Origin of the sequence: Halalkalibacter urbisdiaboli (assembly GCF_002156385.1) — a bacterium.
GTDB classification, from domain to species: Bacteria; Bacillota; Bacilli; order Bacillales; family Bacillaceae_D; genus Halalkalibacter_A; species Halalkalibacter_A urbisdiaboli.
This window is the reverse complement of record NZ_MVJM01000001.1, coordinates 1,099,839-1,116,210: the sequence shown is the minus strand read 5'-3', so window position 1 is coordinate 1,116,210 and position 16,372 is coordinate 1,099,839. Positions and strand designations below refer to the sequence as shown.

Annotated in this window: 15 protein-coding genes and 1 pseudogene; 15 read left to right on the top strand and 1 reads right to left on the bottom strand. The window is 35.4% G+C overall.

The genetic code is table 11. The annotated features are described in order from the left end of the window. Nucleotides 1–22: 22 nt before the first annotated feature. Entirely contained in the window at nt 23–2,419 is a 2,397-nt protein-coding gene (locus B1R93_RS23600) for a rhamnogalacturonan lyase family protein (protein ID WP_425348935.1), read from the top strand. 341 nt (nt 2,420–2,760) lie between these two features. Further along, nucleotides 2,761–3,909 (top strand): serine hydrolase domain-containing protein, encoded by a 1,149-nt coding sequence (locus tag B1R93_RS05645; protein WP_088102969.1) that lies wholly within the window; start codon nt 2,761–2,763, stop codon nt 3,907–3,909. A 344-nt stretch (nt 3,910–4,253) separates the two neighbouring features. On the opposite strand, the gene B1R93_RS05640 is transcribed toward B1R93_RS05645, so the two are convergent. Next, nucleotides 4,254–5,183 (bottom strand): DMT family transporter, encoded by a 930-nt coding sequence (locus B1R93_RS05640; RefSeq protein ID WP_088102968.1) that lies wholly within the window; start codon nt 5,181–5,183, stop codon nt 4,254–4,256. 33 nt (nt 5,184–5,216) lie between these two features. On the opposite strand from B1R93_RS05640, the gene B1R93_RS22920 reads away from it, so the two are divergent. The 13 genes and pseudogenes from B1R93_RS22920 to B1R93_RS05580 all read left to right on the top strand — a co-directional run. Beyond that, the gene (locus B1R93_RS22920; RefSeq protein ID WP_165763736.1) at nt 5,217–5,369 is read left to right on the top strand and encodes a hypothetical protein; all 153 of its coding nucleotides are present in this window, start codon (nt 5,217–5,219) and stop codon (nt 5,367–5,369) included. A gap of 203 nt (nt 5,370–5,572) precedes the next feature. Then, nucleotides 5,573–6,979, top strand: a complete 1,407-nt coding sequence (locus tag B1R93_RS05635) for an aminotransferase-like domain-containing protein (RefSeq protein WP_245308197.1) — start codon at nt 5,573–5,575, stop codon at nt 6,977–6,979. Between the two features lie 182 nt (nt 6,980–7,161). Beyond that, nucleotides 7,162–7,296: pseudogene (locus tag B1R93_RS23895) on the top strand (DUF2164 family protein); the annotation flags it as partial. A 144-nt stretch (nt 7,297–7,440) separates the two neighbouring features. Next, nucleotides 7,441–7,941: a GNAT family N-acetyltransferase gene (locus B1R93_RS05625; RefSeq protein ID WP_088102966.1), complete on the top strand. Its 501-nt coding sequence runs from the start codon at nt 7,441–7,443 to the stop codon at nt 7,939–7,941. 293 nt (nt 7,942–8,234) lie between these two features. Continuing rightward, entirely contained in the window at nt 8,235–8,666 is a 432-nt protein-coding gene (locus B1R93_RS05620; protein WP_088102965.1) for a GNAT family N-acetyltransferase, read from the top strand. Beyond that, nucleotides 8,651–8,908, top strand: a complete 258-nt coding sequence (locus B1R93_RS05615; protein WP_088102964.1) for a hypothetical protein — start codon at nt 8,651–8,653, stop codon at nt 8,906–8,908. Before B1R93_RS05620 ends, B1R93_RS05615 begins: the two co-directional genes overlap by 16 nt. Before the next feature lie 153 nt (nt 8,909–9,061). Further along, nucleotides 9,062–9,613 carry a GNAT family N-acetyltransferase gene (locus B1R93_RS05610; protein WP_088102963.1) on the top strand — a complete coding sequence of 184 codons (552 nt, stop codon included), beginning with the start codon at nt 9,062–9,064 and terminating at the stop codon, nt 9,611–9,613. 55 nt (nt 9,614–9,668) lie between these two features. Then, entirely contained in the window at nt 9,669–10,628 is a 960-nt protein-coding gene (locus tag B1R93_RS05605; protein ID WP_088102962.1) for a phosphotransferase, read from the top strand. Between the two features lie 64 nt (nt 10,629–10,692). After that, the gene (locus B1R93_RS05600; protein ID WP_088102961.1) at nt 10,693–11,118 is read left to right on the top strand and encodes a GNAT family N-acetyltransferase; all 426 of its coding nucleotides are present in this window, start codon (nt 10,693–10,695) and stop codon (nt 11,116–11,118) included. A 619-nt stretch (nt 11,119–11,737) separates the two neighbouring features. Further along, complete coding sequence (locus B1R93_RS05595) at nt 11,738–13,210, top strand: amidase family protein (RefSeq protein WP_088102960.1); 1,473 nt, start codon at nt 11,738–11,740, stop codon at nt 13,208–13,210. 314 nt (nt 13,211–13,524) lie between these two features. Next, nucleotides 13,525–14,406 carry an aminoglycoside 6-adenylyltransferase gene (locus B1R93_RS05590; protein WP_088102959.1) on the top strand — a complete coding sequence of 294 codons (882 nt, stop codon included), beginning with the start codon at nt 13,525–13,527 and terminating at the stop codon, nt 14,404–14,406. Between the two features lie 129 nt (nt 14,407–14,535). Beyond that, nucleotides 14,536–15,105 (top strand): GNAT family N-acetyltransferase, encoded by a 570-nt coding sequence (locus B1R93_RS05585; protein ID WP_088102958.1) that lies wholly within the window; start codon nt 14,536–14,538, stop codon nt 15,103–15,105. Nucleotides 15,106–15,726: 621 nt separating this feature from the next. After that, nucleotides 15,727–16,372, top strand: a 646-nt coding sequence (locus tag B1R93_RS05580; RefSeq protein WP_133058623.1) for an SAM-dependent methyltransferase, incomplete at its 3' end; no start/stop codon positions are given.

Below are 16,372 nucleotides of genomic sequence, written 5' to 3'. Positions count from 1 at the left end.
GAGTGTTTGGGCTCAAAATTATATGGATATTCCATTGCAAAAACCGAAAGTGGAAACTGATGATGAAATTGAAGAAATCCCTGAAAACATCACCGGGAAAATAGGTATGGGTTCATGGGCTACTCAAGTGGAGTACGATGATGTGAAAGTCACGAGCAACGGTGAGACTTTGTTTGCTGACGATTTCTCAGACGGTTCTACTGATGAGTGGGATGTATTCAACGGAACATGGGTGGAGGAAGACGGTGTCTACAAGCAAACTAGTAATGACACCGAAGTCTGGGCATCAGCCGGAAGTGTAGATTGGAGCGATTATACACTTGAATTGCGGGCCAAGAAAAACGACGGGTCTGAAGGAATGTTGATTTTGTTTGGCGTTCAAGATAGTGATAATTATTACTGGCTCAACCTTGGTGGTTGGGGCAATAGTCAACACGCGATCCAGAAGGCGACCAAAGGTGCGAGAACGGTCGTAAGCGAAACTGTTCCTGGCAGCATCGAAACTGGCCGCTGGTACGATATTAAGATTGAGGTGTCTGATAGGCACATCCGGACGTACCTCGATGGAGAACTTCTACACGAAATGGAAGACATTGTGATTCCCCCGCCACCGCTGGACTACTTTGCAAATGATGCGAGCGTCGGCGATTTGGATGGTGACGGAGAGTACGAAATCGTGCTGAAATGGGAACCGAATAATGCCAAAGATAATTCCCAACCAGGCATGACTGATGAAGTTTTTATCGATGCTTATAAACTCGACGGTACTCTGCTGTGGCGGATCGGATTAGGTAAAAATATTCGTGCGGGCGCTCACTATACTCAGTTTATGGTGTATGACCTGGACGGTGATGGTAAGGCTGAGGTTGCGATGAAAACTGCCGATGGTACAGTGGATGGTGCAGGTAAAGTCATAGGGGATCCGAATGCCGATTACCGTAATGAAGGCGGCTATATTTTAGACGGTCCGGAATATTTGACTGTTTTTGACGGGGAAACGGGCAAGGCGCTTGATACAGTCGACTATGATCCGCCAAGAGGCGATGCTTGCGATTGGGGCGACTGCTACGGGAATCGTGTCGATCGTTTTCTAGCGGGCATTGCTTACCTTGACGGGGAGAGACCAAGTTTGGTCATGAGTCGCGGGTATTACACAAGGACAGTGCTTGCCGCTTATAACTTTAGAGATGGAGAATTAACAAAATTATGGACATTCGACAGTGACGAACCGGGTAATGAAGGGTATGCCGGACAAGGAAATCACAGCCTAAGTGTCGGTGATGTGGACGGAGATGGCAAGGATGAAGTGATCTTCGGTGCAATGGCTGTCGATGACGACGGAACTGGACTGTATACGACGGGATGGGGACACGGAGATGCAAATCATCTGAGTGATCTTGATCCGAATAGACCTGGCTTGGAGTTTTTCCAAGCGCATGAATGGGGACAATACGGGGCTACGTTACGCGATGCCGCTACCGGTGAATTGATCTGGGGAGTGGTGACAAACAAAGACACCGGAAGAGGAATGGCAGCAGATATTGATCCAAGGTATGAAGGAGCCGAAATGTGGGCTGCTATTCCGCCAACTAAAGGACCAGATGACAGGGCGACAGGTGTACGCTCAGCTAGCGGTGAGGTCATAACCGATGCTATGCCGTCCTCAATCAATTATGGGATTTGGTGGGACGGTGACTTGCTTCGTGAGCTTCTCGACCATAACTGGGTAGATTGGGGAATTGAAGCCGAAGGGACGATTAGTAAGTGGGATTATGAAAATAATGAAACCGTCAATTTACTAACGGCAGAAGGCGCCTTTTCGAATAATAGCTCAAAAGGGAATCCTACCCTTCAAGCTGATATTTTAGGAGATTGGCGCGAAGAAGTGATTTGGAGAGTGGGAGACAGCGACGCACTGCGGCTTTATACGACAACAGACTTCACCGAACATCGCATCTATACCTTGATGCATGATCCTATTTATCGATTAAGCATCGCATGGCAGAACAGCGGCTATAATCAACCACCGCACACTGGCTTCTTCCTCGGACACGATATGAAGGAACCGCCAATTCCTTCTATCTACTTGGGAGAAAAGATAAATGCAAGTGTCAACATTACGCCCGAAACCTTAAACCTAAATTCCAACGGTGGGGATCACTCCCTGCAAGTCATCATAGATGTAGGTATGGCCACAGCGGAGCCGACGAATAATGTTCAGTTAAACGTGAATGGTTCTACGATTCTTGCAACGAGAGTATCGAATACTAATAATAAGATACATGCGATGTTTGATAGACAAGAAGTCATTCAAGCAATCAAAAGTCAAAACGGTGGTGTTTTTGAGGTAGAAGCTAGAGCTTATCTAGATAATGGTAGTGTTCTTATTGGTAGTGACTCACTGAATGTCATTAACTAAAGAATTCTGCAAATGTTTGGGAGAGCGGGTGGTCGCCACATTGGCACTGCCCGTTTTTTATCTTGTTGGCTTCCGAAAAAGAAAATTTAATAATGAGGGCTTTTTAAATGGTGCCTATCTTCTAACGACTAAGAATAATGGGGTTATCATTTTTTGATTTTTTTTCAAGATTAACCAAATTAATGTAATATATAAATATAAGCAAGTATCGTAGCATATAATCAGTACAAAGACGGGAAGCAAGGAAAGGCAAGCAAGGGGACGGTTCTCTCGCTTTTTTTCGAACGAGGAAGCATAAGAACTGTCCCTATGCTCACGCTCTCTTAAAGGAGGAATAGGCTTTGGAATCTTCAAAAAAACTTCAGCCATTGTTAAGAAGCTTTGTCGAAAAAGGTCCTGCAGGAAATTCCTTAGCGGTCATGCATCAAGGAAAGACCGTATTTGAGGATTATGTAGGTTATGCAGATAAGGAATCTCAACTTCCGATAGGGAAAGATACGATTTTCAGAATTTACTCGATGACTAAGGTAGTGACATGTACGGCTGCACTGATGTTGTATGAGCGTGGGTTATTTTTGCTCAATGATCCATTAGAGGCGTACTTACCAGAATTCAAGGATCCTCACGTATATCGGAGTGAAGCAGATGCATCACCGGCATCACGATCAATAACCGTGAGAGACCTGTTTACGATGACATCAGGTTTAACGTATCCTGGAGATGGCAATCCAACAGAACGACAGATTGCAAAGGCGCTCGGTGAGTTGAACGAGACGCAACGTAAAAATTCTACGTCACGGGATTTATCAAAATTACTTGCTTCGATTCCGTTAGCATTCGATCCTGGGACCCAGTGGCGTTATGGTTTTAGTCATGATGTACTAGGAGCATTGATTGAAGTGGTATCTGGAAAGACACTTGGTGAATTTTTAGACGAGGAAATCTTGAAGCCGCTCGGAATGCGAGATACGTTTTTTACTCTCCCAGAAAATAAAAAACATCGCCTTGCTTCCATTTATAACCGTGAAGAGGACGGAAGCTTAATCAAAAATGAAACGCTGGATGAGGAATTTCAGCCGAACGCGACGTTTGAATCAGGGGGAGCGGGTTTGTTATCGACGTTAGGGGATTACGGTCGATTTGCCCATATGCTAGCAAACGGGGGAGAGTTCAACGGGACCCGGATTATCGGTTCAAAGACGATACAATTAATGGCTACAAACCATCTAACAGCTGAACAAAAACAGTATTATAATTGGGATTACCTAAAGGGTTATGGTTACGGTTTAGGGGTAAGAACCATGATAGATCCAGCAGAAGCAGGAATTAACAGTTCGATTGGTGAATTTGGGTGGTCGGGCTTAGCTGGAACATGGGTGCTGATTGATCCTAAAGAGAAACTATCGGCCGTTTATATGCAGCAAATGCTACCAAACTTTGAAGCGTTTCAACAGCCAAGATTACGGAATGTGATTTACGGCGCGCTTTAAAAAATGCTTAGGTTGTGGGTTTGAAATAAAGTCGTACTGTTTACTCCTTTGGATTTTTTATCAAACTTTTTTATAAAGAATAATCCAATAAGAATTAATAAGAGCGTGTTTGATTAAACTTTTTAAAAACACGCTCTTTTGTATATCAAGGTTCTGTGGAAGCTTTTGATTAAACTTTATTCCAAACCAACATCGTGAGTCGAATCTACCTATTTTTGGAACATAATAACTTGAGTCCAAATAGTTCCACATTGAGTCTTTATGAACGATGGAATTTTTGTAAAGCTAAAAAAGTTCTTATTTCTTTAACATAAAGTCCTATATAGTTAGTAGGAGCGAAAAAGTCACACCTTTTCACCTTGATTTTGTTCTTTTAAATTACGTAGCTTTTTATTAACTCTTATTGAATCGTCACTCCCTATTTTTAAGCTTGATAAACTGACACCTATTAATGTCAAAGCTCCTCCTACTAAGGCTAGCAAAGTTGGAATTTCACTTAATATAAGCCATGAAATAAGAAGTGCTACTACCGGTGTCAAATACAACGAACTAGTGGCTTCTGATGCACCTACTTTTGAGGTGACATAGGCTAGTGCAAAATATGGAATTACTGTGGGAAATAAACCTAAATATACAATTGCAGAAATATCGGATACTGAAGCATCCGATATTTCTGCCACTGTTCCAGGTAAGAAGAACACCATAAATAGAGAACCAGCAACAATTGTGTAAACAGTGAAGGGGAGGAATCCGTATTTTTCTAAATATTTAGTTTGAAAAACAAAATAAAAACTCTCACCTAATGCAGCTATCAAAATCAATAATGCCCCCACTGCTAAAACTGATATCGGACCCTCCATTCCGAAGGAAATCATAGCTACCCCTAATAAAGCAATGATTGATCCTAACCACCCTATTTTTGAATATTTTTCTTTTAAAAACACTGTTGCTAAAATAGCTGAAAAAATAGGAGTCATCGTGACTAACAAGCTGGCGGCACCAGCTGTAACATCATTTTCTCCGAAACTTAATGCTGTATGATAAACAGTAAAACCTAAAAAACCTAATAAAAAGATAACAGGTACATCTCGTATATCTGGAAACTGAATCTTCTTGATAATAGCAAAAATAATTAACGCAAACGCTCCTATAAATAGCCTTAATGCAGAGAGGTGCTCCGCACTAAATGATTCTAGCCCTAATTTAATTCCTGGAAACGCAGAGCCCCATAAAATAATTGTTACACTATACGCTGTAAAAACTCTCCAATTCATAAAATCCCTCAATTCTAAAAAAGAAGCCCGAATGTGGACTTCTTTATTTATTATGTCATTACTAAAGTGTCTGGTTTATTGTTGCTATCATTAACATCTGCTACAACAGTTGGTTGGAAATCAATTAAAATAACTGATCTAATACCAGGCTTATCACCTATTCCTTTCTCAAATGGACTTACATAATGACTTACTAACATAAACAAGAATCTAAAAGAGTTGTTATTAAATAGAATGTAATGCCGATTTATCTACATAAGAAGGTAACTCTCCTAAATTGGAACTATTTTCAAATTTATAGTAATATATTAGATGTTAAAATTCTCCAACCAATTACAAAGAAAAAAAACCAACAAATTTTATAAATATTCTTTAGGAGGTTATTTCTTTTGGGCAAAATACCACGTTACCTCCAAATTGTTCAAACAATAAGAGAAAAAATTCTACGCGGGGAATGGTCAGTCGGGAGTAAAATTCCTACTCAAAGAGAACTTTCGGAAAAGTTTAACGTAAATAGAAGTACAGTTATTACAGCAATTGAAATCTTAAAATCTGAAGGGTTACTAGAAGGAAGAATTGGAAGTGGAGTTTATATTGTAAATAATAAATGGTCATTATTGAACGCATTTTCACCACCCGATTGGCATGATTTATCCAAGTGGGCACTACATCCTCCAAGTGATAATACTGTACAAACCATTAATGAACTTGAAACAAAAAAGGACATCATCCAATTATGTAAAGGTGAGTTAGGTTCTGATTTATTTCCGCATATCGAAATAGCTGAAGCTGCTAATAGAGCTTTTAATAAATTACCTGAATTCGGTTATGGAGATGGTTACGGAGATTTAGAATTAAGAAAAGAAATGAGCATATATCTAAGAAAACAAGGAATACATGCCTCTCCCTCTAACATTCTAATTGTGTCAGGAGCTTTACAGGCGATTAAGCTAATTTCCATTGGTATACTTAAAAAAGGTTCTACGATATTTATTGAAAACCCATCTTACATTTATTCATTAAACTTATTTCGTTCAACCGGAATGAACCTAAAACCTATTTCTATAGATAATGATGGTCTTAACATAGAAGAGCTTACACAACAAAAGATAATAAATAACCTGTCAGCTTTATATGTAAATCCTACTTATCAAAATCCAACTAGCACAATTATGTCTCTTAAGAAAAGGAAACTTCTTATTGAAACGTGCCAATACTATCAATTACCCATCATTGAGGATGATATTTATAGGGATCTATGGATCGATGAACCAAGCCCTTTCCCTATAAAAACTTTTGATAAACAAGGACAAGTTTTATATGTAGGAAGTTTTTCAAAATCTATTGCAGCTGGTCTCCGAATCGGCTGGTTAGTTGGTCCAGAAGACGTTGTAAAACGTCTTAGCGACTTAAGAATGCAAATCGATTATGGTTCTAGTTATTTACCGCAAGTACTAGTGAAAGAATTATTATCCTCAGGTTTATACGAGGACCATTTAATTAGGACTCGCTCATTCCTAAAAAAGAAACGAGATTTTTTACTTACTTTACTCCAAACTCATTTATCTGAATACGCAACATGGACAAAACCTCAAGGTGGTTTTTTTATATGGGTCACTTTTAGCAAAAGTATAAATATGAGAAAGTTATTTAAGCGATCAATAAGTAAGGGAGTATTAATAAATCCAGGATTTATCTACAATGATAATAAATCAACAATTCGACTTTCCTTCGCCTATCCCAACTTTGAAGAAATGGAGAAAGGAATTTTAATACTTAAAGCTTTAATTAAATGAAGTAAATAATTATAATAAACAAAACTCGCAAGTAGTTGTGTACAAGGTAAGTTAATCTACACTTTTGAAAATGTGGTTTCTCATACGGTTTAATAAAAAGCCGAGTTCAGAGTTGTGGCTTTGAAATAAAGTCGTACAGTTTATTTTAAAGATGTACCGGGGAACAAGGAGTTGTCGAAAGGCAGCTCCTACTTGATTTTATATTAAAAGAACTTGGTCCTTATTTTTATAATCAAGGTGTAAAGGATGAATGGTTAAGAACCAAAAACTTAGGTATTGATGATAAAACTTATGAAGATTGGAAGGTCTTAAAATAAGCAGTTCAGTTATTGTGGATGCTTTGCTTCAATAAGGAAGCAAGGCAATTTCTTATTCAACAAACGAGGCAGTTTTATTGAACAAGAACTAAATCTAAATGCTGTATAATCTAGGTAATATACACTTTGCTAAGGGGGATAAAAATGGAAATAAGACAATTGAATCGAATTGATGCTGAAGAATATCTTTCTATAAGGCTTGAAGCACTCCAAAATAGTCCGTATGCGTTTGCATCTAGTTATGAAGAGGAAAAAAACCAAACAGCAGAAAAGTACAAAAATAGGTTTGAAACACCAATAAACACATTTACATTTGGTGCTTTCGAAGAGTCTCAACTTGTTGGGGTTGTTACGTTAGTAAAGGAGCAACTATTAAAGTTGAGCCATCGGGCAAATATTGTAGCGATGTATATCAAACCAGAAAATCGTGGAAATGGAATAGGAAAGGCTCTAATCTCTAAAGTAATTGAAAAGGCATATAATCTAGAAAGCATTGAGCAAATTTATTTAACTGTTGTAACAACTAATGTTCCTGCTAAAAAGTTGTATACTTCTAGTGGGTTTGAGGTAATTGGAAAAGAGAAAAGAGCATTGAAATTTGATAATACATATTATGATGAAGAGCATATGGTTTTATTTCTTTAAATATATTGTTCTTGAACTAAAGGGTGCATTCCTACAAGAAGGGATGCTTTTTTTATGCAAATAAAAAGGAAATTAATGTTAAACTAAAGAGGCAGTTAACGAAACAAGAAGGCTATGAGGGGTCTTAGAATTAAAAGGTCAAAAGTATGCTGACATTGCTTATGGATGGACTGAGATAGCATCTTAGTATAAAGTCTTTTTAACTAACGAATCAAGTTGAATAAAGCTATTAAACTAACTAACCTTAATTTAATTATAAATTTATAAGTACTTTATTTTGAAAGGGTGATAACGTGAATATTAGAAAAAATAAAAAAACGGAACTAAATAAATTAATAAAAATATGGTACGAAGGTTCCATAATAGCACATGACTTTATTGATAAGGATTATTGGAAATCACAGAAAAAGGAGATGGAAGGAAAGTATCTTCCAATGTCTGAAACCTTTGTTATAAGTAATGAAAAAGAAATTGTGGGCTTTGTATCAATGGTAGACGATTATTTGGCTGCACTGTTTATTGATGTTAAGCACCAAGGCAAAGGATACGGAAAAAGATTATTAAACTTTATAAAAGAACGAAGGGAAAATATACAACTGAAAGTGTACAAGAAAAATAGGAACGCTGTTAATTTTTATGTGATGAATGATTTTATAATAAAAGAAGAATTGTTAGATGAACAGACAACTGAGGAAGAGTTGTTAATGGGATGGGAAAGAGTTTAAGTTCCACAGGTTGGAAATTGTATGAAGGTAATTTTTATATTACTAATTCATTTAAAGAAGTTAAATATGTAATGGTAGAGGAAGAATTTATAATGGGGAAAGAATTTAGATTAAGACCAGTATTCAAATTAGGTAAAAATGAAACTTTGACAGAAGTTTTTCATGATGGTCTTATGTTTACTTTAGGAACCAATGATAAATATTTATTCTCAAAGGATAAAGTTAGAGAGGTATTTATGTAAGACTTTGTTATTCAACAAACGGGTGCGTTTATTTAACAAGGTCAGCGCACTTCTTGTTGTACGAACTGGCAGTTTAGCAGTATTAAAGGAATTACTCGTCAATTGTGGAAACCTGTACACTAGTTTGTTATATCTATTTTGAAGGAGAAGCCGATGAAAATTGATGTTAAATTAACAGATAGAAATGAAGCATATATTATAAAAAACTTATATCCTTTGTTCCTATATGACTTATCGGGACATTATGGCAGTATCCCAAATGTTCATGGGATTTACGAGGATGGTGATGATTTTCGAACATTAAACGACCAGTATGAAGTTCAAAATATCTGGTGGGAAAAGCCAGATATTTTATTCCCCTATTTAATTTTAGTAGATGGGATACCAGCTGGATTTGTTCTAATAGCGACCCCACCACATTGTAATAAAGGTATCGATTATTTTGTTAATGAATTCTTTTTAATTCAGTCATTAAGGGGGCAAGGTATTGCTGAAAGAGTAGCAAATATAGTATTTGACCAATTTAATGGAAATTGGGAGTTGTTTACAAATCCTTCAGAAAAAAACATAGTTGGGCAAAAATTTTGGAGGAAGACAATTTCAAATTATACTAATGGAGTTTACATTGAAGAAAAAGGGGAAACATTCGATGGATATAAACTTATTTTTCGATTTAATAATTATGAAAAAATCACTTTTGAATAAATAGGTTAAATAAAGTTACTAACAATTACATTGTGATTGTATTAGGAGAAGAAACTTGAATATTAAAATACCTACTGTCAAAATGATAGAACAAGAAATAAAACGCTTATATAAAGTAGATGTAAAAAATGTCGTTTTTTTAGGCAGAAGTGATAATGAAGCATATCGTATTGAGACCTTAAGCAACAAATACTTATTAAAAGTACATTTAGGAAGAAACGATAAATCTATGATTGAATCTGAAATGATGTGGCTTAAAGCAATTCAAGATGATACAAATTTGGAAATTCAATGTCCGATAAAAAATTCGCAGGGGACATATGTAACCGACCTTATTGATAGTAATGATAACCATTCTTTATGGACCTTACAAGACTGGTTAGAGGGGGAAGTATTACAAGAACAACCTAATGAACAGGTGATTGAAAATTTAGCTCATGTAATGGCTACTCTCCATAATCATGCCAATCATTGGAATGTACCAGAAACTTTTTCAAGACCTCAATTCAATGCTGAACACTTATTAAATTCATTAAAACAGTTATCGATATTAGTATCAGAAAACGTGGTAACTCCAGACCAATATGAGTTTTTCAAAAGGACCTCTGATAAAATCCTTCCAGTGATATATAGAGAAAATACTAACTCAAACTATTGGGGGATAATTCATTCAGATCTTCATGAGGGAAATTATATAATTAAAAATGGAATACCACATGCTATTGACTTCTCCTGCTGTGGTTTTGGTTTTTACTTGTTTGATATTGCTGAGACTTTCTTACATCTTAATCCCAACAGTCAGAAGAAGTTTATACATTTTTATACAAAAAAGCGTAAACTACAAGAAGATTATCCTGAAATATTGGAATCCTTTTTTTTATGGCAAATTCTTCGGAATTTTGCTTTTCTATCTAAGAATAAAGAGGAATATAAGTATCTGACTGAAACAATTCCCTTTGTTATTGAGAATTTCTGTATTAAATATCTTGATGGGGAACGTTTCTTATTACCTTAACCGGGTGTGATTGCTGATATAGGAGAAATTGTAAGTAAAATAATACGTCGGGGGATATGTGCAAATGACACTTCATATCACTAAAGAGTTAAATAAAAAGGATAAACAATATATTGACGATGAACTATATAAGTTTAATTTATCGCACTTTCCAAAAGATTTAGGAGGTAGATATGAAGAAATTTGTCTATTTCTTAAGGACGATAATGGTATCGTCCGTGGTGGAATCCTTAGTGAAATATGTTGGAATTGGTTAGAGATACATACTTTTATGATAGATGAGGATATAAGAAAATCGGGATATGGAACTAAATTATTATCAGAACTTGAGAAAATAGCTTTGGAAAAAGAATGTGATTTCATAAAAGTAGATACTTTGAGTTTTCAAGCATTAGATTTCTATAAAAAGAACGGTTATCAAGTGTTCGGTAGTATAGATAATGTGGGTAGGGACTATAAGCATTACTATTTAAAAAAGGATTTAAATTAGGAGGCAAAAAAGGTTTTCTTATTAAAGTAACGGGTGCGTTGATCCTAGAAGGGGTAACGCTCTTTTTGTGGAAGTACTGAACTAACTGGCAGTAATCTTTAATAAGGGGTTATTGGTTTTTTATGGTAAATTAAAGTAGGGAGGGGATTTATTTTAAAGAAAAGAACTTTTCTTTAAATATTGGTTTAACCTTTATTTATTTCGTCTTTTTCTATCTTGTTACTCATGGTCTAATGCTAATCAATGTTATTGACGATGGTGTTTTTGCCATAAATAGAGTTTTTATTGGTTTTTATCAATGTATTTATTTAATCCCACTTATCATTTGTTTTAAAAAGAAAATGAAGTCATATAAAGGTTTTATTGTTGGCGGTTTATCTATATCTGGTTTAAATATCGTACTCATTATTTGGATATTACTTGACCCAGGCAAATTCATTTAGTTCTATCTTATTAAAGTAACGGGTGCAAAAGTGCAAGAAGAGCTGCTATTCGGCAGCTCCTATTCTTGTTGTACGAACGTGGCAGTTTAGTATAAGAACGGTTATAACAAATAGTAACTAAACATTTAGAATTAATGGTAAAATTAAGAAAATTTTTATTGATTAGGAGTTCATTAATGACTATTAATTTTAACAAGTTTTACAAAGATGAATTAACAATTAGTGAATTACAAGTTGGAATGGAAAATGGAACTGTAACCTCAAAGGAATTGGTAATGTATTACTTAAATAGGATTGCAAAGTATGACCAAGACGGTCCAAAATTAAACTCCATACTTGAAATTAATCCCGATGCGATTTTTATAGCTGAAGCACTCGATTATGAAAGAAAAACAAAAGGTGTTAGAGGACCTTTGCACGGAATACCTGTACTATTAAAAGATAATATCGAAACATTCGATTCTATGCATACCAGTGCAGGTACTATTGCATTAGAAAACCATATTGCTGGCAATGATGCATTTCTTGTTAAAAAGCTCCGCGAGGCAGGTGCAGTCATCTTAGGAAAAACAAATATGACAGAATTAGCTAATGGTATGGCAAGTGAGATGTGGGCGGGTTACAGTTCAAGAGGCGGGCAAGTATTAAATCCTTATGGGTACCCAGACCTTTTTGTTGGTGGTTCAAGCTCTGGTTCTGCTGTTGCAGTTGCTGCAAATTTTACTGTTTTATCCGTAGGTACAGAAACAGATGCTTCAATTCTTAGCCCAGCCATTCAAAATTCAGTGGTAGGTATTAAACCCACTGTGGGTTTAATTAGCCGAAAAGGTATTATTCCTTTTACTTATTCTCAGGATACGGCAGGTCCATTTGCAAGGACAGTTACGGATGCATCAATCTTACTTGGCGTTCTAGCTGGTGTCGATAAGAGTGATCCTGCAACCCATAAAAGTGAAGGAAGACTAGAACAGGATTATTCTATTTATTTAGATTCGATGGGTCTAAGAGGAGCTAAAATCGGTGTATATAACAATGCTTCTAATGATTACCTTATATCTGATGAGTACGATGATGAATTATTTAATGATGCTGTACGAACTATTAATGACCAGGGAGCAGAAATAGTAGAAAATATCGAAATTCCATCATTTCATAGAAAATGGGATTGGGAAGTGACTTTATACGAGTTTAAACATAGCTTAGATAATTATCTTTCACAACTACCACCAAATTTACCTGTCCATTCAATTACTGAATTAATTGAGTTTAATAAGGGCATTAAGGATAGAGCACTAAAATATGGTCAGGATAAATTGGAACAAAGAGAAGCACTCCCAATTACATTAAGAAACCCAAAATATATAACAGCAAAATTAGAAGATTTGTATTATTCACAAGAACAAGGTATTGACTTTACCTTGAAAAAATATGACCTAGATGCCATTCTTTTCCCTTCTTATATAGGGTCAACAATTTGTGCAAAAGCAGGGTACCCTTCAATTGCCCTACCTGCTGGCTATATGAAATGCGGAAGACCTTTTGGTGTAACATTTGTAGGGACTGCATATAGTGAAGGTGTATTAATTAAACTAGCCTATGCTTTTGAGCAAGCTACTAAGTATCGACAAAGCCCAAACATAACAGAGTAGCTTTAATAAAATTGTGATAGATGTACTTAATTTAACGATGTGTGATGCTGGAATAAGGATGCTCTGGCTTATTGAACTAACGGCGCATAATGTTGATGAATACTTTATATTGAGTTTTATTAAAAAAAGGAATCTACGAACTAATATTGAAATGAATTACAACCAGAAATTACTAAATTAGAAAGGAAGGTTTGATGAAAAAAATCCTCAATAAATTATAAACTCTAATTATTAGATTAGGTTTGTATCATCCACGTGCCCCTCCATTTTGTGATTTTATATTCAAAACGAAAATAATATAGGAGGGGAATGAAATGAGAAATGAACAAGTAATGATGGACCAAATAATAAACATCGCCAAGGAAGATGAACGTATTCGAGCCGTCTATATGAATGGTTCAAGAACAAATCCTAATTCACCGAAAGATATTTTTCAAGATTATGATATTGTTTATGTTGTGACAGAAACAGCGTCTTTCATAAAAGATAAGACATGGATAAATGCTTTTGGAGAGTTACTCATGATGCAAGAACCTGACAAAAATGATGTTGGCAGGGGGAAGGATGTTGATTTTACTAAGTCTTATGGGTTTTTAATGCTCTTTACAGATGGAAACCGGATAGACCTTCATATTGAAACAAAAGAAGTTACGTCTGATGGGTATGAACAAGATAGGCTCACTCTTCCATTAATGGACAAAGATAATCTTTTGCCTGCGATCCCTAATCCTAGTGATATAGATTACCATGTCAAAAAGCCGACTAAAGGTGAATACGATCATTTTACGAATGAATTCTGGTGGTGTTCACAAAACGTTGCGAAAGGGATTTGGCGTGATGAACTCCCATATGCAAAACAAATGTTTGAATATACTATGAGAGTTCCTTTAGATACAATGGTTTCTTGGTGGATTGGCATACAGCATGATTTCCAAGTTTCTACAGGAAAGTTAGGGAAATATTTTAAAGAATATCTACCAGAATCATATTGGAAGATGTACAAAGAAACCTATTCTAATTCTGATTATACAAATATGTGGGAATCAATATTTGTTACTTGTGAATTGTTTAGAATCTTATCTCAAGATGTGGCTGAACATTTTAATTTTAAATATCCAATTGGTGATGATAGAAACATGACTAAATACCTTAAAGATGTAAGAAATTTACCTTCTTTTGCAAAGAAAATATATTAAGTGAATGGATGCACCCTGCAAAAAAATTAGTAGGGTGCTTGTTCAATTAGGTCAGGATAATGGAATAAGAAGGTAATTTACGTTACTAATAGAAAGTAATAATAACATTATTTATTCAAGGGGAATTTTATGAATATTGAGGAACTATTAAAAGATTTGCCGCCTTTTGAAACTAACCGTTTAATATTAAGGAAAATAACATTAGGCGACTTGGATGATATATATGAGTTTTCATCAGATCCAGAAGTGGCTCATCATATGACCTGGGAAGTAAATAAGTCAAAAGATGAAACCTTAAATAATTTTGTTAAGGTAGTTATAGAAGGTTATGAAAATGGTCAATCTGCTGATTGGGCAATAACTCACAAGGAAAGTAAAAAGGTAATTGGTACTTGTGCGTTTGTAGATTGGTCCAATGAACATAAAAAGGCAGAAATAGGGTATGTCTTAAATAAAAATTACTGGGGTAAAGGATTAGCATCTGAAGCTATAAAAGAAATCATTAAATTTGGTTTTGAGACTTTACAGCTAAACCGAATTGAAGGTGGATGCGACACCGATAATATTAGTTCTGAAAAGGTTATGCTAAAGGCTGGTTTTGAATATGAAGGTACGTTAAGAAAAAATGAGTTCATTAAAGGTGAATTTCGTGATACTAAGATTTTTTCAATTTTAAAAGAAGATTTCTTATTCAAGTAACGGGTGTGTTCCTAAAACAGGGACGCTTTTTCATTGCCACACGAGGAAGGAAATAAGTGTTAAAATTATAACGTGTTATCCAAGTAACGGGAGGTCAGTGGAAGAAGGGGATAATATACCAGTGAAAGCTAATCTTGTATTATATATAAAAGTTATACGATAATCACTAAAATCAACTAGAATGAATCGATGGTTGGAAGATGGAATTAATATTATTTTCGATAGTTGGAATATTACTTGGTATATATGCAATGTGGTTAGCGATATTTGGTAAAAAGGAAGATGTTAAAGAGTTTGACTCTGGCTTCCCCTTAAGTATCGGGACTTTCTTTTTAATGATTTTTTTTCAAACTTTTCCCTCTTTTTCTTAGAAGAGTATTACATTTCTTATTAGGATTAGGTATTGTAATTGCATTAATATATTTATGTTATCTTGAATTAACTGGTTCACTGGTTTAACAGTGAAGTAGTGGTAGAGGTCTTTCTTATGTGCTAACGGGTGCGAATCTTCAACAAGAGGATTCGCTTATTTCTAGTACAACAGAAAGGTGAAAAAATGGTTACTATTACCAATTTATTGTGATAATATGAATGTAATCTTTTTAGAAGAGGTGAGTATAGTTGAGTAGAGTTGAGAAGAGTACAAAGTTAGATTTAGAACGAATTGTTTTTATTGGGAGAACCTTTGAAGAGTATTTGGATATGTTCTCGCTTTCAGAGGAAGAACTACAAGGAAAGAAAATACTCGATTGTCCAGCAGGAGCTTGTTCATTTACTGCTGTTGGAAACGAATTAGGTTTAGATGTAACAGCATGTGATATTGCATATTATCATTCGGGTGAAGACTTAAAAAATAAAGGTCTTCAAGATATTGAACACGCAATGGAGCATATGGAAAAAGCGAAAAATAATTATAAATGGGATTATTTTAATAATGTAGAAGGTCTTAGAAAACATCGTTTAAGAGCCTTGCAAGATTGTACCAACGATATGAGGGAATCCAGCGAAAGATACATTCCCGTTACTTTACCTTCGTTACCATTTAAGAATGCAGAATTTGATATTCTTCTTTCGGCACATTTTTTATTTATGTATGCGGATAGATTAGATTATCAATTTCACATCGAAACGCTTAATGAGTTATTGAGGGTTACGAAAGAGGAAGTTCGTATTTTCCCTTTAGTTGATTTAGAGGGAAAAAGATACGAGCATTTAGATAAAATGATAAGTTATCTGGCTGACAACGGCTGTACAGTTGAAGAAGTGA